Genomic DNA, 17,544 nt, shown 5'->3' with positions numbered 1-17,544 from the left:
TTCATGGCTTGCAGCGATGAAAGCCTCCGGCGCAACCATTGGTTAAGGTTAACGAGCCATGATCACGAGCGAAAATTCGAGTTCGATGGAGCGTTCGATGCGTAGGCTTTTGTTGGCGGCGGCGATGTTGGGGACGGTGTCTGCCGCGCACGCGGCCGACATGCCGGATCTGCCAATCCTGCGCGGCGGCTTTACCGACGGCCTGTCCAAGACCAGCCACAACTGGGATGGCTTTTATGTCGGCGGTAACGCCGGCTACACCGCCAATACGACCGACTTTACCCAGAGCGTCGTCGGCCTGACCAATTTCATCTTTCGCGACAGCGTGCTTCAGCAGCCGACCTCGACGTGGTCGCTCATGAAGAAGACCACCACGCAGAGCACCAATTTCGGCGGTTTCATCGGTCGCAACTGGCAATGGTACGATGCCATTCTCGGTCTCGAGGGCACCTACAGCTCCTTCAACAATCTCTCCACGCAGACGAGCGGCTCCAACTCGCTGTTGATCGTCAATCCCCCCGGCGACACGCCGCCTCCAGGCGTCACCGACAATTATGGCGTGACGCTGACCGGCACCGCCGCGGCGAAGGTCAAGGACATGATCTCGCTCCGCGGTCGCGTCGGTTGGGACGGCGGCGATTTCATGCCCTATGCCTTCGCGGGGGCTGCCGTCGGCCGAATGGATGTCTCGCGCACAGTGACGAGCACCGTGACCCTGCGCCAGGATATTACGACGACGGACATCTTCGGCAATACGAACACCACGATCGGCGCGACGAACCCCGTTCCGGCGCAGTCCCAGACGCAGACCCAGCATAGAACCAACAACTTCGTGGTCGGTGTGGTCGCCGGCCTCGGGCTGGAATATTGCCTGTGGCAGGGGTTGTTCGCGCGCGTGGAATACGAATATGTGAAATTCTCGCCCGTCATGAACACCTCGGTGACACTGAACAACGCGCGCCTTGGGCTTGGCTACAAGTTCTGAGTCGACCTCGACCTGCCGCGGTTGACAGCTACCTTCCGTCCTGATGCTCTGTCGCCGGACGCGCGGAGGGCAGCGATGCGGATCTACGGCGATACCAATTCCGGCAATTGTCTGAAGGTGAAGTGGGTCTGCGACAAGCTCGCATTGCCCTATCGGTGGATCGAGATCGACACCCGCAAGGGCGAGACCCGCACGCCGCAATTCCTCGCGATGAACGGCGCCGGCCAGGTGCCCACCGTCGCCTTCGACGACGGCCGCACGCTGGCGCAGTCCAATGCCATCATCCGCTATCTCGCCCGCGACAATGCGCTCATTCCGCGCGATGCCTTCATTGCCGCCAAGATGGACGAATGGCTGTTCTGGGAACAATACAGCCACGAGCCCTATATCGCGGTGTGCCGCTTCCAGCTTGTCTATCTCGGCAAGGATGCTTCCCAGCTCGATCCTGAAAAGGTCAAGCGCGGCTATGCGGCGCTCGACCGCATGGAGCAGTATCTGGCCGCGAGCCATTTCTTAGCCGGCGATGAGGTTTCGCTCGCTGACGTGTCGCTGCTCGCCTATACCCGCGTTGCGCATGAAGGTGGCTTCGATCTCAGCCGCCACGCGGCCATCCGCCGCTGGATCGCCGAGGTAGAGACCTATCTCGGCCTGCCGTCGGCGCGCTGAGTCTTGGCGCTGGGTCCAGGAGTTTCCCGTATGAACGATAAATCGGTCTCCATCCGTGCCGCGCGACGCGAGGACGTCCCCGCGATCGTGGCCATGCTCGCCGACGATCATCTCGGCAGCGCACGCGAGCGCGTGGAAGATCCGTTGCCCGCGTCCTATGACGCTGCGTTTGCGCGGGTCGAGCGCGATCAAAATCTCACGCTCGTGGTTGCCGAGAGCGGGGGCAGGGTGGTCGGTTGCCTGCAGCTCGCGATCCTGCCTGGACTGAGCTCGCAAGGCGGCGTGCGCGGTCTGCTCGAAGACGTCCGCGTCGCTTCCGACTGCCGCAGCCGCGGCATCGGCGAGCAATTGGTGCAATGGGCGGTGGGTGAAGCAAAAGCGCGCGGTTGCAATCTGGTCGAACTACTGACGCATGCGAGCAGAGCCGATGCGCAGCGCTTCTACAAGCGTCTCGGATTCACATCGAGTCACGTCGGCATGACTGTCCGCTTTTGAGGCAGTGCGCCGCGAGCGTTGCGCGATCAGCGAAATCGGATCGCGCATTCGTTCATCTTAAGAGCTGGTAAACCACCCGTCCGTCGTTCACGTAGATCGAGGAACGAATGGTGCTACGCAGCGTCAAAACCGGGCTCGGTCGGTTCGGGGATTTCGATGACAAGCTATTCGATGATCAAGGTCGGCAACGACTACGTCGTGCAGGCCAATGACAAATGCATTTTGAAAGTCGGCAGCCGCCGCAGAGCCGCGCAATTGATCAGTGAAGCCACTGACTTGCTGAACGCGCTCGCCACCGTCGAGTCCCCCAGGATCGTGCCGGAGGCGCCATCACTCGCGCGTGAGGCCCCGGAACTTCCTTGACTGGTCTTCCCGATTCCCGTATCAGCCGCGGCGGGACACCTCCCCCCAACGGGAGGCTTACTATCTGGAAGGGTAGATCATGACTGTAGCGAAGCCCGCTTCGCGGCCCAACGTGCCGCATTTCTCCTCCGGTCCCTGCGCCAAGCGCCCCGGATGGAACGCACAAAATCTCAAGGACGCAGCGCTCGGCCGTTCGCATCGCGCGAAGGTCGGCAAGACCAAGCTCAAGCTCGCGATCGATCTGACGCGCGAAGTGCTTGAAGTCCCCGCGGATTATCGCATCGGCATCGTGCCGGCCTCCGATACCGGCGCGGTCGAGATGGCGCTGTGGTCGCTGCTCGGGGCAAAGCCCGTCACCACGATCGCCTGGGAATCCTTCGGCGAGGGCTGGGTCAGCGACATCGTCAAGGAATTGAAGCTCAAGGACGTCACCAAGCTCAATGCGGCCTATGGTGAACTTCCCGACCTCTCGAAGGTCGATCCCAAGAGCGATGTCATCTTCACCTGGAACGGCACCACCTCCGGCGTGCGGGTGCCGAACGCCGACTGGATCAAGGCGGATCGCGAAGGTCTCACGATCTGCGACGCGACCTCTGCCGCCTTCGCGCAGCCGCTCGATTTCGCAAAACTCGACGTCGTCACCTTCTCCTGGCAGAAGGCGCTCGGCGGCGAAGCCGCGCACGGCATGCTGATCCTCTCGCCGCGTGCCGTCGAACGGCTCGAGAGCTACAAGCCGGCCTGGCCGCTGCCGAAGATCTTCCGCATGACCAAGGGCGGCAAGATCAACGAAGGCATCTTCGTCGGCGAGACCATCAACACGCCGTCGATGCTCTGCGTCGAGGACTATCTCGACGCGCTGAACTGGGCCAAGTCGATCGGTGGCCTCAAGGCGCTGATCGCGCGCGCCGACGCCAACACCAAGGTGCTCGCCGACTGGAAGGCGAAGACGCCGTGGATCGACTTCCTGGCCAAGGACGCCGCGATCCGCTCCAACACCTCGGTGTGCCTGAAGTTCACCGATCCCGCGCTCACCTCGCTGTCCGAAGACGCGCAGGCGGAGTTCTCGAAGAAGCTGGTCGCGCTGGTCGAGAAGGAAGGCGCGGGCTACGACTTCGCCTATTACCGCGATGCGCCGGCCGGCCTGCGGATCTGGTGCGGCGCCACCGTCGAGGCCAGGGACGTCGAGATCCTGACCCAGTGGATTGACTGGGCTTTTGCCGAGACCAAGGCGGCGCTCGCCAAGGCGGCGTGAACTTTCTTTCTTAGCCTCTCCCCGTCAGGACGGGGAGAGGGAGAAGTGTTCCGAGACATTCACCCCATCGGTCTAAGGCCCTTCCTTTGAGGAAGGCAGAGGACATATTCCCATGACCAAACCCAAAGTTCTCATTTCCGACGCGCTCTCTCCCGCCGCCGTGCAGATCTTCAAGGACCGCGGCGTCGAGGTCGACTTCCAGCCCAATCTCGGCAAGGACAAGGACAAGCTCGCCGAGATCATCGGCAATTACGACGGCCTCGCGATCCGCTCCGCGACCAAGGCCACCGCCAAGATCCTCGAGAAGGCCACCAACCTCAAGGTGATCGGCCGCGCTGGCATCGGCGTCGACAATGTCGAGATTCCCGCGGCAACGGCCAAGGGCATCATCGTGATGAACACGCCGTTCGGCAATTCGATCACGACTGCCGAGCACGCCATCACCTTGATGCTGGCGCTGGCCCGCGAGATTCCGCAGGCGGACGCTTCTACCCAGGCCGGCAAGTGGGAGAAGAACCGATTCATGGGCGTCGAGATCACCGGCAAGGTGCTCGGCGTCGTCGGCTGCGGCAACATCGGCTCGATCGTCGCCGACCGCGCGCTCGGCCTGCGCATGAAAGTGATCGCGTTCGATCCGTTCCTGTCGCCGGAGCGAGCCAGGGACATCGGCGTCGAGAAGGTCGAGCTCGACGATCTGCTCAAGCGCGCCGATTTCATCACGCTGCATACCCCGCTGACCGAGAAGACGAAGAACATCATCGACGCGGCCGCGATCGCCAGGATGAAGAAGGGCGTGCGCCTGATCAACTGCGCCCGCGGCGGCCTCGTCGACGAGCAGGCCGTGGTCGACGCCTTGAATTCCAAGCACATCGCGGGCGCCGCCTTCGACGTCTTCGTCGAGGAGCCCGCCACCGCGAACGTGCTGTTCGGCCATCCCAACGTGATCTGCACGCCGCATCTCGGCGCGTCCACCACCGAAGCGCAGGAGAACGTCGCCCTCCAGGTCGCCGAGCAGATGTCGGACTATCTGCTCACCGGCGCGATTTCGAATGCCGTCAACTTCCCCTCGATCACCGCGGAAGAGGCGCCGAAGCTGAAGCCGTTCATCACGCTCGCCGAGAAGCTCGGCTCGTTCGCCGGCCAGCTCACCGAGTCCGGCATCCTCAAGGTCGAGATCACCTATGAGGGCCACGTCGCCGAGATGAAGATCAAGGCGATCACCTCCGCCGTGCTGTCGGGCCTGCTGCGGCCGATGCTGGGCGAAGTCAACGTCGTGTCCGCGCCCGTCGTCGCCAAGGAGCGCGGCATGGTGGTGGACGAGATCGTGCGCGCCGCGCAGAGCGATTATGAAAGCCTGATCACCGTCACCGTCACCACCGAGCGGCAGGAGCGGTCGGTCTCGGGCACGGTCTATGCCGACGGCAAGCCGCGCCTCGTCGACATCAAGGGCATTCGCGTCGACGCCGAATTTGGCAAGTCGATGATCTATGTCACCAACGAGGACAAGCCGGGCTTCATCGGCAGGTTCGCGAGCCTCTTGGGGGATGCCAAGATCAATATCGCGACCTTCCATCTCGGCCGCGTCGCGCCGGGCTCCGATGCCATCGCGCTGATCGAGGTCGACGGCGCGGTGCCGGCCGATCTGCTCGCCAAGGTGCAGGCCCTGCCGCAGGTCAAGCAGGTCAAGGCGCTGACCTTCTGACACCGACATAGTCCGACCCGCGGAACAAACGCCGCCCTCTCGCGAGGGCGGCTTTTTTGTTGCTGCGGCGCCGCGCTTTATTTCTCCCGCGCTGCGCAAACTTTGTGTACCAATGGCGCCGAGAAGGCCTCGAGAGACGCCCCATTCAAAAATCGTTCGAAAAGGGAGAAGACAATGCGTGAAGCCGTCATCGTTTCCTATGCACGCACGGGCCTCGCAAAATCCGGCCGCGGCGGATTCAACATCACGCCGCCGATGTCCCTCGCGGCCCACGCCATCCACCATGCGGTCGACCGCGCCGGCGTCGAGAAGGATTACGTCGAGGACTGCTATCTCGGCAATTGCGCCCATGGCGCGCCGAACATCGGCCGCCAGGCGGCGCTGCTCGCCGGCCTGCCGACGACCACCGCAGGCGTCTCGGTGAACCGCTTCTGCTCTTCGGGCCTGCAGACCATCGCGATGGCCGCCAACTCGATCCGCTCGGACGGCGCCGATTGCATCGTCGCCGGCGGCGTCGAGAGCATCTCGATGCCGGGCGGCGGGACACCGAAGGAGACGATCGATCCGGAGCTGCTCAAGGTCGCACCCGATATCTTCATGGCGATGATCGACACCGCCGACATCGTCGCCGAGCGCTACAAGCTCAGCCGCGAATACCAGGACGAGTTCTCGCTGGAATCGCAGCGCCGAATGGCCGCCTCCCAGCAGGCGGGCAAGTACAAGGACGAGATCGTCCCGATGAAGACGAAGATGAAGGTCGTCGACAAGCAGACCAAGGCGGAATCGATCGTCGATTACGTCGTCGACCGCGACGAGTGCAACCGCCCCGAGACCACGCTGGAAGGCCTCGCCAAGCTCGAGCCGGTGAAGGGGCCCGGCAAGTTCGTCACCGCCGGCAATGCCAGCCAGCTCTCGGACGGTGCCGCCGCCGTGGTGCTGATGGAGGCCAAGGACGCCGAGAAGCGCGGCCTCAAGCCGCTCGGCCGCTTCGTCGCCTGGGCGACGGCCGGCTGCGAGCCCGACGAGATGGGCATCGGTCCCGTCTTCGCGATCCCGAAGCTGTTGAAGCGCACCGGCCTGAAGATCGACGACATCGATCTGTGGGAGCTCAACGAGGCCTTCGCCAGCCAGTGCCTCTATTCGCGCGACAAGCTCGGCATCGATCCCGAGAAGTACAACGTCAATGGTGGCTCGATCGCGATCGGCCACCCCTTCGGCATGACCGGCGCCCGTCTCACCGGCCACCTCCTCCAGGAAGGCGCGCGCCGCAAGGCCAAGTGGGGCGTGGTCACCATGTGCATCGGCGGCGGCCAGGGCGGCGCGGGGCTGTTCGAGATCTATAGCTGAGATAGCCTGACACGAATGCGAAAGGCACGGCGCCGCAAGCGCCGTGCCTTTTTTATTCGGCCCGTGCTCGGTGATGTAGGCCCGCAACGACGACGCGGTGATTCAACCTGCCTTCCCGTGGGTGACAGGCCGGAATATCCACTCGCGCCAGACCACCAGCAACGCCGACATGATCACCGGGCCTAAAAACAAGCCAAGCAGGCCGAAGGCGGCAAGGCCGCCGAAGATTCCGATGAATGCGAACAGAAACGGCAGTCGCGCGGAGTCACCTACCAGGGTCGGCCATACGAAATGATCGCCGGCGAACATGACGATCGCACCCCAGATGAATACGCCCGCGGCGGCGAGGCCGCTGCCTCCGCCTGAGACCAGGACCAGCGCCGCTGTGGTGAAGGCCAGCCAGGCGCCGAACGGAAGCATCGCGAACGCCGTCGTCAGGATCGTGAACACGATGGCCTGCGGTACGCCCGCGACGAGATAGCCGACGCCGATCAAAAGCCCTTCGCCGGCAGCGACCAGCACGGTACCGTTCACGGTGCCACGCACGGCATCAACCATTTTCTCTGCGAGACCCTCTCCCGCCTCGCCAAAAAGTCGATCGCAAGTCTCCAGCACGCGGCCCGCGATCGAACGACCATTGCGCAGCAGGACGAACAAGGCGACGAGTGAGAAGAACAGCAGAAACAGGCGGTGGAGCAACTGTCCGCCGAAGGTTCGGAAGAGATCCGATGCATTGTCCGCATTGATGCTTTTCAGCCATTCAGTGGCGGCCTTTGGATCGGAAAGGTTGCTGCGCCACCATTGCTGCAGGCTCTCCGCTGCGATCGGCAGGCGGGCAAGCCAATCGGGCACGTCGATCCCGCTCTCTCCAGCCCGCTTCAACCAGCCGACGAGCAAGTCGCCTTGCTGCGCGATCTGATAGATCGCAAGTGACATCGGCGTAAACAGGATCAGTGCGACGACGAGAGTGAAGACGAGCGCAGCCGGGCTTGACGGGCTCGACGTGATGCGCGTCGCAAACTTGATATAGGCCGGCCACAGGCTGGTTGCGAGAATGGCGGCCCAAATCAGCGCGGGTAGAAAGCCGGCCGCCGTCCACAACGCAAGCGCGAGGAGCGCGAGGGCAAGCACGACCCGGGCGTTCATGCGAGCCGCCGCGCCCGTGGGCAGCGGCTTTTGCTCGGCGGCGTTGCCCCCGTCAATCTTCTTGAGCGGAGGCTTCTTCGATGCCCCGGATTTCAGTCGGTCGGTCATTTGAAATCACGCGAAGTGCGAGGGCTGCGGCTTTGCAATCGATCAGCAAGAACACAAGATGTGGCTGGGCTTTAAGCCGCAAAGAAGCATCCGGTTCCGGTCGGGAACGCGTTGCAATGTCATGGCGGCTCTGGCGGGAGCAGACCCGCCGCTCAGCACGCGACGCCGGGCCGCGATCGCCGGGCCGTACGGCGCGCAAGCTCGGTCCGGAAAAAGGCGTCTTGGTTGTGCTAAGCCCCCGCCAGCACCGGCGCGAACACCACCTCGATCAGCGTTCCCGAATTCGCCGCGCGCTTGATGTTGAACCGGGCGCGGTTGGCTTCGACCAGGGCCTTGGTCAGCGACAGGCTCAGTGCCGAATTGTCCTCGGCATCGCCGGGCGGTGGCGTCCGGAACGGCTCCATCGCCGCGGCGACTTCGCGCTCGGTGAGGCCGTGGCCGGTGTCGCGGATGCGCAAGCACACCTCGCCGCGGTCGGAGAGCGCGGTCGAGACGATGACCTGGCCGCCGGCGCTGGCCAGCCGGATCGAGTTCGAGATCAGATTCACGGTGATCTGCCGCATCGCGCGCGCGTCCACGCTCACTTGCGGCAGCGCATGGCCGAGTGAGGTGCGGATGATGATGCGCTCGCGATTGGCCTGCGGCTGCATCACGACCACGCAGGCTTCGACGAGATCGTTGAGGTTGAGGTTGGCGAAGTGGAGGTCGAGCTTCCCGGTCTCGATCCGCGACAGCTCGAGCAGATCGTCGATGATGGCGATGACGCGCTCGCCGGACGCGCGGATGTCCTTCATGTATTCGCCGTAGCGCTCGTTGCCGAGCGTGCCGAAGCGTTCGGAGATCATCACCTCGGAGAAGCCGATGATGGCGTTGAGCGGCGTGCGGATCTCGTGGCTGATCCGCGCCAGCATGTCGGCCTTGGCATTGGCCGCGCCGTCGACCAGGCGTCGCGCCTGCGTCAGCTCGCTCTCGCCCTGCTTGCTCTGCGAGAGGTCGCGGAACACGGCGAAGAAGTTCGGGCCGTCGGGCCTGGTGCGGCCCATGATCATCGCGAGCGGAATGACGCCGCCCTTCTTCTCGCGCCCCAGCACCTCGCGGCCGTGATCGAGCAGGCTCGCGATGTCCTGGCTCTTGATGCTTTCGAGATAGTCGGTGACGATCTGCTGGCTCTCGGGTGCGAACAGCGTCACCAGATTTTGCTGCATCAGCGCTTCGCCGTCATAGCCGAACAGCGCTTCGGCGCTGCGGTTGCAGGCGTGGATGTTGCCTTCGGCGTCGAACATGACGATGCCTTCGGCCGTGGTGTCGAGGATCGCGGCGAGATCTTCCGCGTCCGCGTCGCCGGCCTCGGGCTCGAGCGCGTAGGGGAACGACTCCGGGACGATGGTCTCGGCGACAACGGGCTCCGCGATGGCGGGCGCGCTGGCGGCCGGCGCGGCCACGGCGGTCACAGCCTGTGGCAGCGCGCAGATCAGCGCATGCGCGCTCTCGCCGTCCCAGTCGATGGTGTGCAGACGTGCCTCGGTGGTCGGAAGCGGTGCTTCGCCATTGGCGAGCGTCGCGCTGATCGTGACGGGCGTGCCTGCCTGCGACGTGCTGGAGGCCTGCGACACGCCCGGCTCGACATAGAGCGCGTCGAGCCCGCCGGCGTTCTCCAGTGCGGTCAGGTCGGCATAGCCCATGCGCGCGAGGAAGGCGGGGTTGGCGTAGAGCAGGCGGTCGAGCCGATAGATCAGAATGCCCGTCGGCAGCAGGTCGAGCAGCGCGCGGTCGCGTGTGCTGTGGCCGTGCGCGGGCGGCGCGGGCTCGGTCAGCCATTGCGCCGGTGCGTGCGGAGGCTCGGGCGCGGGTGGTTCGGGCGTGATCTCGGCGTCCGGCGGCTCGGCCGCGATCGTCTCGCGCTCGCGTTCGAGGCGTTCCGACAATTGCCGGGCGAGTTCGTTGAACGCGCTGTTCTCGACCGGCGTCAGCGTCGGCGATCTCTGATCACCGAGTGATCTGACATCGCCGGGCGCGCGGAACGGCAGGACGTTGGGGGGCGTTTCCACGGGCGTTTCCGGATCGGTTGGGTGTGAATTCGCTTCGATGACGGGTTCGGGCAGTTCGGCTTCAGGCTCGGGCGGCTCGATCGGCGGAGGCGGTGCCTCTGCCACGGGCTCCGGCTCCGGCTCGGGATCTGGCTCGACGATGTCGGCGGACAGGCTTTGCGGCGCCGGCGCTTCGACCAGCTGTTCGAAACGCCTGAGCGCCTCGATCCGGTTGAGGCCGTCGAGATCGCGGCAGACGCCAAAACCCCTGAAGCCCGCGAAATTGCGTTCCGGGTCATAGACCGGCAGCCCTGCAAGCTCGACCGCGAGAGGTTCGCCGCCGTCGACCGGCCAGTTCACGGTGATCCCGGCCCAGGTGTCGTGGCTTTCAAGCGCCTGCGCGACGCGGCTTTCAGGATCGAGCGCAAATTCGTCGGCGATCTCTTGCCAGGGCCGGCCGAAGCCGGCGGCCGTATGCGGGCCGATCAGGCGGATGAACTCGTCAGAGCCGAGCACAAAGCGGCCCTCGGCATCCATCTGCCAGAGAAAGCGCAGCGGATGCTGACGCGGTGCGGGCGGCTCCTGGTGGCCCGACGGCGGCTCGACCATGCCGATCATGATCGGCGCGGGCGGCGGCGACACAATGGCTTCGGAGGAGTTTTCAACCGGAGTTTCGTCCGCAGCTTCGACCGCTTCGGCGGTCGCTTCTTGGACCGCTTCTTGGACCGCTTCCTGGATCGTGACGATCTCCGACGCCGCCTCGCCTTGGGGCGGCGCGGGCGCGATCGTCTCGGCCGTAGCAGGCGCTTCGACCGGCTCGGCGAAAGCGTCGAACAACGCGATACCATCCGGCGCCTCGTGCGAAGGCGGCGGCGCGCCCGGCATCTCGGCGTCTTGCTGCACGGTTGCAACCGGCGCTTCAGCTGCTGCGTCCGGTGTGCGCTCAGGCGCAGATTCTGCGGGCGCAGCCTGCTGCACGGCAGGCTCGATCAGCGCGACCAGACCGACATCGGCCCCGCTGCCGACCCGTTGCAGCACCATCTGGCCGATGCCGATCGGCGTCTCGGCGCGGCCCTGGGCGAGCGCATCGCTGCGCGCCTGTTCGAGGCCGGCCTCGGTAAGATCGCGGAAGCCGAGCAGGGGGCGCGCGGCCTCGCTGGCGCCGACGAACAGGCCGTCGGGCGCGAACGCCGCCATCGGCACCTTGGCGCCATCGACGAGACGAAGCAGCCGCTCGACCAGCGGCATGGTGCGTAAGCTCGGGTCCATCGCGGTGACGAGCACCGCATGGCTTCCATCGGCAAAGTCGAGCCGCGCACAGGCGCAGGTCATCAGCGTGCCGAGGCGGGCGCCAAAACCGCGCAGCCGTTCGAGCCGCATGGCGCCATTCGCCGGCAACTGCCGCGCGAGCCTGATAACTTGCCGGCGATGGCTGTCCGCCGGGCCGAAAATCCTCTCCGCCAGCGCCGCGCTATTTGCCGCGCCGAACAGTTTTGCGCCGACCGGATTGGCCCAGAGCACGCGCGTGCCGTCGATCGACCACAGCCAGGCGGGCAGCGGGGAGGTCGCGTGCACGGCCAGCCGGGGATCGCCCACGCCTCGCAACTGGAAATCCGAACTCGTCATCCGACCGGCTTCAAGTCTCGCTGTCACGTATCAGGGCAAGGCTGCCGGGGAATGGCAGCCTTAAGAAAGGGTTAGTATCGCGCGCGGGCGCGGGCAGGTCCACGGCCCGGCCCGCGAGGGTCGGCCGAAAGCCGCGATAACCTTAATATGCCTGACCCCGCAAGCCGCCCCCGCCCGGCATCCGCAGGATTCGAGGGCGGGTCGCCTTGAAGGACGAGGCGCGCTCACGCCGCCAACCCAACTGCCTCAACCACCGGTTCCCCCGACCTGGAACCTCATCCTGACCGGGATTAAATTATCGCAACGCACCCCTTGGCGCATTGCGGTGCACAATGTTGACATGTTAGGCAGCGATAAGACCGGCGCTGGGCGAGCCATCTCATTTCGTTTCGCGTTTCCAGTCTTCGTACCCGCTGAATGTGAAGGCCCGAACTCGGGGCCGGCGGGCGCGCCAGAAGGCTCACTCCGTTTTTTCATTAGTGTGAGGGACCAACCATGACAGGTGCGACTGATCCGTTTTCTGCCTCGATCATTCCGTTCGAGGTTCCCGAGCAGATGCGTGCGTTCGCCGAAAAGGGCGTTTCGCAGGCGCGCGAGGGCTACGCCAAGTTCAAGGACGCGGCCGAAACCCACAACGGCACCATCGAGGCCGTGTTCACCTCCGCCCACAAGGGCGCGAGCGAATACACCGCCAAGCTGATGGAGTTCGCGAAGGCCAACACCAAGGCCCATCTCGACTTCACCCAAGAGCTGTTCAGCGTGAAGTCGCCGTCCGATGCGTTCGCGCTGTGGACCGGCCATTCCAAGACCCAGCTCGAGACCTTCCAGGCTCAGGCCAGGGAGCTCGCCGAGATCGCCCAGCGGGCTGCCGCTGCCGCCGCCGAGCCGATCAAGGCCTCTGCCGCGAAGCTCTACCCCGCCGCCTGATCTGGTTGGGACGTCTGAATTAAGAAACCCGGGCCGAAAGCCCGGGTTTTTCTTCACCTCTCCCGCTTGCGGGAGAGGCCGGGAGAGGGCTCTTTCCTCAACGAGAGTGTCGCCATCACGCGGGCGAGGGGAGCGCAACCTCGCTACGGTCGCCATCAAGCCCGATTTCATTGCGCTGAGGGTGATTTACCCCGGTTTTTCGTCCGTTTGCGGCCTTGCCAAAAACGGCGGTTGCACCTAGTTTCCGCCCCGTCCAGCCCCCTTAGGTCACGGCCCTATCAAGGGCGCCCCCAGAGGCGGCTCGCAAGGATGCAGTTGTAGCTCAGTTGGTTAGAGCGCCTGTCTGTGGAACAGGAGGTCGGTGGTTCGAGCCCACCCAACTGTACCAGCTTTCAAAGGCTCAGCGGGTTGGCCTCCACATCTGCTCTTTCTGATTACCTTGCGCGTGTCGGCTCGCGATAAGAAGGGTGGAAAAGGTCTTCTAGTCGTCCCGGAGTCCCTATTTGGGGTTGTAGACTACATCCCTCTCGCCGACAGGGGGATTCGTGGCCGCAATTTTGTTTGAGCCTTTCCCGATTGCGTATCGAGGTCTCGTCGCCGATCAGCATTTAGTCGATGCCCATCAGTTTGGTCGGTCGATTATCGGGGCGAGCAAGATCGCCAATAGCGTCTGCCATGAACTGCTCTTCGAGCATGTGACGCACGACCCTCGTAAATATCAAGTCCGCTACTGTGTCGGTCCAAGCCGCGAAAACGGACTTTTGCAGGAGCTTGTGGCTGTCCTGATGTCGGGCATGCCAATGTTCAGCCCTTTCATTTTGAAGTTAGGAAGCGTGTTCGTCCTGGAGATGACGAAGGCGATGATAAATTCGGTCATCAAGAAGCCATCGGAAGTAAACAAGGCGCTCGAAGTTATTGAAAAGCAATCAGCGCAACTCAGCTCCTTAGCCCACTCAATGCACGAAGGGCACATGGGCGATAAGGCGTGGCTCCAAGGTCTTGTTACCGAACTCGTCCGCGAAAACCGCCGCCCGCTGCGAGAACTGCCGGATCCTATCGGCAGAACGGTGCGAACCATGGCCATAGGGAAAGATGATCCGCTGGTGGTAGATGAGCCGGTTGCGGAGGTCCTGCGCTCGCACGAAGGTTTGGAGTTGGGCGACGATGTCGAGTACGACGTCGAGCTTGTAGGGGTGTTCAAGAACAACGGCGCGTGTCGTGTGAAGCTGCGCGGCCGCGATAAGGTCGTCTTAGGTAAAATCTCAGACGCGGCACTCGATCAGCCGAACAACATCTACACACGTGCCCTCAACGAAGGGCAAACGCTCCACGTGACCGCAAAGCCCACGCTCAAAAACGGTGAATTGCACAAGCTATATATCTCGTCAGCGTCGATGACCTAGCAGAGGCTGTTCATTCTGTCCTTGGCAATTACGATGACAGTGCCAGAAACTCGCCTTCGATCTTTCGAGCGTGCTTCAGTTGCTAGCGTTAGCAGGATACGTTGTTGGAGGTGATATGGCGCGAGAGATTCATAACCGAGACATAGGCCCCGTCCTACTTGCAGCCAGCACTTGGATTAAGCGGTGCTTGATCGAGGATGGTTCGCTCTTTCTTTCTTCGGAGCTATGGACCTCGGCTAATGTCGATGAGGTTTCAAAAGCTTTCATAGGAAATCCGGACTTCGGGAATGAAGGATTCTCAGCTAAGCTTAAAGGACAGATGGCTGCTTCGTCAGCCGACGCGCAGCGACTGATGTCAGAAATGCTATGGGCGCTATTACTATTTCCGTCCAATATGAAAGCCGCAACCAAACGGCAGCAAGTTCGAGCAGTGTGGGCTCTCACAGGGGAGGGGTTGCCAGATCCTCAACCATTGTTGAGCGATCTTGTACTCACCGGGATTGGGTCAGGTGGACCAGGATTCAACAATTATCGGCCGGATGAACTCGAGTTTTTGATCTGCCTAACGGACGATCTGAAGCGCCGGAGTGTCGAAGAGCGACGTGAGATCTTTGGAAACTACGACACCTTTGTGGTTTGGATGGGCCGCGTCCCTCGCAAAGGGAATCGTCAGTTTCGACACATGCTACGATTCTTTGCTTTTCCTGATGTAGTCGAACGCATCTCGTCCAATCGTGACCGCCGAAAAATATTGGATGCTTTCGGTGTAGCAACATCGAAGATAATTAAGTCGTGGTCCGATACTGATCTGGATAAGGCTCTCAAGAAACTGAGAGATGATCTTCAGCAGCAACGTCCAGGCGAAACGATTGATTTTTATGACCCTGTGCTGAAGCCCAGATGGTCGGAGGATCAAAAGATAAAGACGGTGGACGGTGAAGTTACCGTGGTGGTTCCAAGCGATGATGACGAAGAGGACGAGGTCGACGTATCCAAGGCTGATCCGAATGAATTGCGACCTTCCTTCCACGTTCAAGCAAAGCTTGCCGAAATTGGCGTGCGTATGGGGTTCAAGGTGTGGCTGCCCCGAAATGATAAGGGGCGTGTGTGCGATTTGGTATCCAAGGTCGATCAAGTTGGCCTTCTAGAAGTTCTCCCGTTAAATTACGAGAAGACAACCCTTGATACAATTGAGCAAATCGATGTGATCTGGCTGAGAGGAAGGTCGATCGTTCGCGCATTCGAGGTCGAGCATACGACTGCGATTTATTCCGGCCTTCTTCGAATGGCGGATTTGTTGGCGCTCCAACCGAATATGGATATTCGTCTCCATATAGTTGCGCCCGATGAGCGGAGAGACAAGGTATTTCGCGAAATGTTGAGGCCAGTGTTTTCGCTATTGGACAGGCGACCGCTTTCGAAAAGCTGCACCTTCATCTCCTATGAAAGCGTGAGCGCGATCCGCAACATTGAGCACTTGGCGCACCTCAACGACACGGTAATCGGAGAGTATGAGGAAGAGGCGGAAGCCTGATTGGTTGCGGAGCCCGCCTGCGGTGACAGTGCACGAAATTTCTTCGACATGCTGAACTGCATCCTTGACCCGACGCGTTTCGAAGAGCGCCGAGTTACGGTGGCAGTACTGGACCGTCACCATAACGCCCTAGCGAATAATCCGAAAAAGAATTTCGGTGCTATCCGCGGCCCGAGCATCAGAGGCGTGGAGGTCGATGGCCCCGATCGTGAGTGACGTCGTGAAAGCGCCATTTCGCAAGGGCTACATTGACCCAATCAAGCACCTTCGTGATGGGATGGACTTGCACTGCCGCCACGGCGTCGAGCGCCCCTTGCTGATATCCGCGCCGGTAGGCGACTTCAGGGACTTCAGCCGGTCCGGGGCCGTTGAGATCAATTGTTTTTGCTTTTAGCGGGGTCGATCGGAGCGCGCTCGGAAATTCACCCGTCTCGTCGCGCAGAACGTCGGATTTCAGAAGCGCGGCAACGATCTTTTGAGCGACGTCCCTATTGGCCGCATTCGCCATGAAGCTCCCCGACCTGATCTGGCGATGATCTTCGGCCATTGGACTTTCGAGGACGCTGTAAACGGTCTCAAGTGCGGCATGCTTGATAGACATCGAACTCTCCTTCAGTCCGCCACGTCTAAGTCGACAGACTAGCGTCGATATCGTCGGGATCGCACTCAGCGGCGTATTTGATCTTAAACTCTTCGATCAGTTGATGGGCTTCTTCGACCGTCCCACCGCGCTGCCCTTTCGCGATCTGAAGGCGCTCGGTCCCCGGCTTCTTCCAAAGCCAGATATCGACCAGCTGTGTTGTGCCGTCGACCGTGTACATCTGCACTTGCAGTCTCGGAAATGTCAGTTCCGGATCGTTATAATCATTCTTGGGCATCGGCTCCCTCCTGTTTGTTGAGAGAGCATTGTAGTGCACGCCTGAGGCGAGCACCAGCGGTGTCAGCTCAGCGCGTCCGCCGCGGGAGCGATCTCGCCCTTCTCGAACGGCGCCACGAAGATCCTTCCGGGCGGCGCGCCAGCATATTCTTGATGCGGGTCTTGCTTTTCGAACAGCGGCACCTCGCGCAAATCGTCGTCCTCAGATTACGGGGGCAGTGCACAAAACTCCCGACGCGGGGAATGTCCCATCCGCAACGCTGCTCAAAGCCAATTTTGTCCGCGGTCATCGTAGCTCCCCGGTCCGCAATGCGCTATCGGTAGCGAGCCAAAGACGGTCATGGAAAAGCAAGCCAGGCGAAAAAGATCGTGAGTTTCTTCGAGCGTCTAAAGACAGAAGCGTCCGCTGAGTGGCGGGCCTATACCGAGCATCCCTTCACGAACGGATTGGCAGACGGCTCGCTCCCCGAAGCGGCGTTTCGTCACTACCTCGTTCAGGACTATTTGTTCCTCATCGAGTTTGCGCGCGCCTACGCGCTCGCGGTCTACAAGTCGCCCAGGCTTGCCGACATGCGTGAAGCCGCGGCCGGCCTTTCGGCCATCCTCGATGTCGAGATGAATCTGCATGTGAAGCTCTGTGCCGATTGGGGTCTGTCCCCGACCGACCTTGAACAGGCCCCTCCGGCGGCCGAGATGCTGGCCTATACGCGCTACGTGCTCGACGCGGGAATGCGCGGCGATTTGCTGGCCCTCAAGGTGGCGCTTGCCCCCTGCGTGATCGGGTACGCGGAGATCGCGACGCGGCTCGCCTCGCTCCCCCTCGCGGACGCTGCGACGAACGCCTACCGCGTCTGGATCGCCGAGTACGCCGGCGCGCCGTACCAGGAGGTCGCTGCCAAGGCGCGGGCCCACATGGAGCATCTCGCCGATCTCTACGCCACGCCGGCCCGCGAGGCAGAGCTGATTGCGATCTTCAAGGAAGCCACCCGACTCGAGGCCGACTTCTGGGAGATGGCCTGGCGCGAGGGCCAACGTGTTGAACAGCCCTTTCGGCAATCATCGGGCTGATAACCCGGAGGTCATCGC

General features: G+C 62.4%; 16 protein-coding genes and 1 tRNA gene. 12 read left to right on the top strand and 5 right to left on the bottom strand.

What is annotated here, in order from left to right; genetic code table 11:
* Positions 1 to 97 precede the first annotated feature (97 nt).
* From IVB31_RS08370 to IVB31_RS08340, 7 genes are all read left to right on the top strand, one after another.
* Entirely contained in the window at positions 98 to 985 is an 888-nt protein-coding gene (locus IVB31_RS08370; protein WP_247320694.1) for an outer membrane beta-barrel protein, read from the top strand.
* A gap of 75 nt (positions 986 to 1,060) precedes the next feature.
* The gene (locus IVB31_RS08365; protein ID WP_247320693.1) at positions 1,061 to 1,651 is read left to right on the top strand and encodes a glutathione S-transferase family protein; all 591 of its coding nucleotides are present in this window, start codon (positions 1,061 to 1,063) and stop codon (positions 1,649 to 1,651) included.
* A gap of 30 nt (positions 1,652 to 1,681) precedes the next feature.
* Positions 1,682 to 2,146: a GNAT family N-acetyltransferase gene (locus IVB31_RS08360; protein ID WP_247320692.1), complete on the top strand. Its 465-nt coding sequence runs from the start codon at positions 1,682 to 1,684 to the stop codon at positions 2,144 to 2,146.
* Positions 2,147 to 2,317: 171 nt separating this feature from the next.
* A complete protein-coding gene (locus IVB31_RS08355; protein WP_247320691.1) occupies positions 2,318 to 2,509 on the top strand; it encodes a hypothetical protein in 192 nt (63 codons plus the stop codon).
* Between the two features lie 79 nt (positions 2,510 to 2,588).
* On the top strand, positions 2,589 to 3,761 hold the full coding sequence (locus IVB31_RS08350) for a phosphoserine transaminase (RefSeq protein WP_247320690.1): 1,173 nt from the start codon (positions 2,589 to 2,591) through the stop codon (positions 3,759 to 3,761).
* Between the two features lie 112 nt (positions 3,762 to 3,873).
* Positions 3,874 to 5,463 (top strand): phosphoglycerate dehydrogenase, encoded by a 1,590-nt coding sequence (serA, locus tag IVB31_RS08345; protein ID WP_247320689.1) that lies wholly within the window; start codon positions 3,874 to 3,876, stop codon positions 5,461 to 5,463.
* A 174-nt stretch (positions 5,464 to 5,637) separates the two neighbouring features.
* On the top strand, positions 5,638 to 6,810 hold the full coding sequence (locus IVB31_RS08340) for an acetyl-CoA C-acyltransferase (RefSeq protein ID WP_247320687.1): 1,173 nt from the start codon (positions 5,638 to 5,640) through the stop codon (positions 6,808 to 6,810).
* A 102-nt stretch (positions 6,811 to 6,912) separates the two neighbouring features.
* Here the strand turns inward: IVB31_RS08340 and IVB31_RS08335 are convergent, their stop codons facing one another.
* Positions 6,913 to 8,064 carry an AI-2E family transporter gene (locus IVB31_RS08335; RefSeq protein WP_247320685.1) on the bottom strand — a complete coding sequence of 384 codons (1,152 nt, stop codon included), beginning with the start codon at positions 8,062 to 8,064 and terminating at the stop codon, positions 6,913 to 6,915.
* A 230-nt stretch (positions 8,065 to 8,294) separates the two neighbouring features.
* A complete protein-coding gene (locus IVB31_RS08330) occupies positions 8,295 to 11,717 on the bottom strand; it encodes a PAS domain-containing protein (RefSeq protein ID WP_247320683.1) in 3,423 nt (1,140 codons plus the stop codon).
* A 495-nt stretch (positions 11,718 to 12,212) separates the two neighbouring features.
* On the opposite strand from IVB31_RS08330, the gene IVB31_RS08325 reads away from it, so the two are divergent.
* The 4 genes from IVB31_RS08325 to IVB31_RS08310 all read left to right on the top strand — a co-directional run bounded on the left by IVB31_RS08325 (position 12,213) and on the right by IVB31_RS08310 (position 15,581).
* Entirely contained in the window at positions 12,213 to 12,644 is a 432-nt protein-coding gene (locus tag IVB31_RS08325) for a phasin (RefSeq protein ID WP_247320681.1), read from the top strand.
* 311 nt (positions 12,645 to 12,955) lie between these two features.
* A tRNA-His gene (locus tag IVB31_RS08320) sits at positions 12,956 to 13,032 on the top strand.
* A gap of 157 nt (positions 13,033 to 13,189) precedes the next feature.
* On the top strand, positions 13,190 to 14,047 hold the full coding sequence (locus IVB31_RS08315) for a hypothetical protein (RefSeq protein WP_247320679.1): 858 nt from the start codon (positions 13,190 to 13,192) through the stop codon (positions 14,045 to 14,047).
* Positions 14,048 to 14,234: 187 nt separating this feature from the next.
* Complete coding sequence (locus tag IVB31_RS08310; RefSeq protein WP_247320677.1) at positions 14,235 to 15,581, top strand: hypothetical protein; 1,347 nt, start codon at positions 14,235 to 14,237, stop codon at positions 15,579 to 15,581.
* 178 nt (positions 15,582 to 15,759) lie between these two features.
* Here IVB31_RS08310 and IVB31_RS08305 read toward each other — a convergent pair whose 3' ends face one another.
* The 3 genes from IVB31_RS08305 to IVB31_RS33525 all read right to left on the bottom strand — a co-directional run bounded on the left by IVB31_RS08305 (position 15,760) and on the right by IVB31_RS33525 (position 16,650).
* Complete coding sequence (locus IVB31_RS08305) at positions 15,760 to 16,182, bottom strand: hypothetical protein (protein ID WP_247320675.1); 423 nt, start codon at positions 16,180 to 16,182, stop codon at positions 15,760 to 15,762.
* A 25-nt stretch (positions 16,183 to 16,207) separates the two neighbouring features.
* A complete protein-coding gene (locus IVB31_RS08300; RefSeq protein WP_247320673.1) occupies positions 16,208 to 16,459 on the bottom strand; it encodes a hypothetical protein in 252 nt (83 codons plus the stop codon).
* A 62-nt stretch (positions 16,460 to 16,521) separates the two neighbouring features.
* The gene (locus IVB31_RS33525) at positions 16,522 to 16,650 is read right to left on the bottom strand and encodes a hypothetical protein (RefSeq protein ID WP_256464298.1); all 129 of its coding nucleotides are present in this window, start codon (positions 16,648 to 16,650) and stop codon (positions 16,522 to 16,524) included.
* A gap of 177 nt (positions 16,651 to 16,827) precedes the next feature.
* Here IVB31_RS33525 and tenA point away from each other — a divergent pair, with 177 nt between their 5' ends.
* Positions 16,828 to 17,526, top strand: a complete 699-nt coding sequence (gene tenA, locus IVB31_RS08295; protein ID WP_247320672.1) for a thiaminase II — start codon at positions 16,828 to 16,830, stop codon at positions 17,524 to 17,526.
* Positions 17,527 to 17,544: the final 18 nt, after the last annotated feature.

Origin of the sequence: Bradyrhizobium sp. 21 (assembly GCF_023073335.1) — a bacterium.
GTDB lineage: Bacteria > Pseudomonadota > Alphaproteobacteria > Rhizobiales > Xanthobacteraceae > Bradyrhizobium.
The sequence above is the reverse complement of the archived record's forward strand: the minus strand, read 5'-3'. Positions and strand labels throughout refer to the sequence as shown.

What these genes read in the sequence shown, in the direction of transcription:
- IVB31_RS08370 (WP_247320694.1), top strand. Translation starts at nt 98, where the DNA reads ATGCGTAGGCTTTTGTTGGCGGCGGCGATGTTGGGGACGGTGTCTGCC.
- IVB31_RS08365 (WP_247320693.1), top strand. Translation starts at nt 1,061, where the DNA reads ATGCGGATCTACGGCGATACCAATTCCGGCAATTGTCTGAAGGTGAAG.
- IVB31_RS08360 (WP_247320692.1), top strand. Translation starts at nt 1,682, where the DNA reads ATGAACGATAAATCGGTCTCCATCCGTGCCGCGCGACGCGAGGACGTC.
- IVB31_RS08355 (WP_247320691.1), top strand. Translation starts at nt 2,318, where the DNA reads ATGATCAAGGTCGGCAACGACTACGTCGTGCAGGCCAATGACAAATGC.
- IVB31_RS08350 (WP_247320690.1), top strand. Translation starts at nt 2,589, where the DNA reads ATGACTGTAGCGAAGCCCGCTTCGCGGCCCAACGTGCCGCATTTCTCC.
- serA (WP_247320689.1), top strand. Translation starts at nt 3,874, where the DNA reads ATGACCAAACCCAAAGTTCTCATTTCCGACGCGCTCTCTCCCGCCGCC.
- IVB31_RS08340 (WP_247320687.1), top strand. Translation starts at nt 5,638, where the DNA reads ATGCGTGAAGCCGTCATCGTTTCCTATGCACGCACGGGCCTCGCAAAA.
- IVB31_RS08335 (WP_247320685.1), bottom strand. Translation starts at nt 8,064, where the DNA reads ATGACCGACCGACTGAAATCCGGGGCATCGAAGAAGCCTCCGCTCAAG.
- IVB31_RS08330 (WP_247320683.1), bottom strand. Translation starts at nt 11,717, where the DNA reads ATGACGAGTTCGGATTTCCAGTTGCGAGGCGTGGGCGATCCCCGGCTG.
- IVB31_RS08325 (WP_247320681.1), top strand. Translation starts at nt 12,213, where the DNA reads ATGACAGGTGCGACTGATCCGTTTTCTGCCTCGATCATTCCGTTCGAG.
- IVB31_RS08305 (WP_247320675.1), bottom strand. Translation starts at nt 16,182, where the DNA reads ATGTCTATCAAGCATGCCGCACTTGAGACCGTTTACAGCGTCCTCGAA.
- IVB31_RS08300 (WP_247320673.1), bottom strand. Translation starts at nt 16,459, where the DNA reads ATGCCCAAGAATGATTATAACGATCCGGAACTGACATTTCCGAGACTG.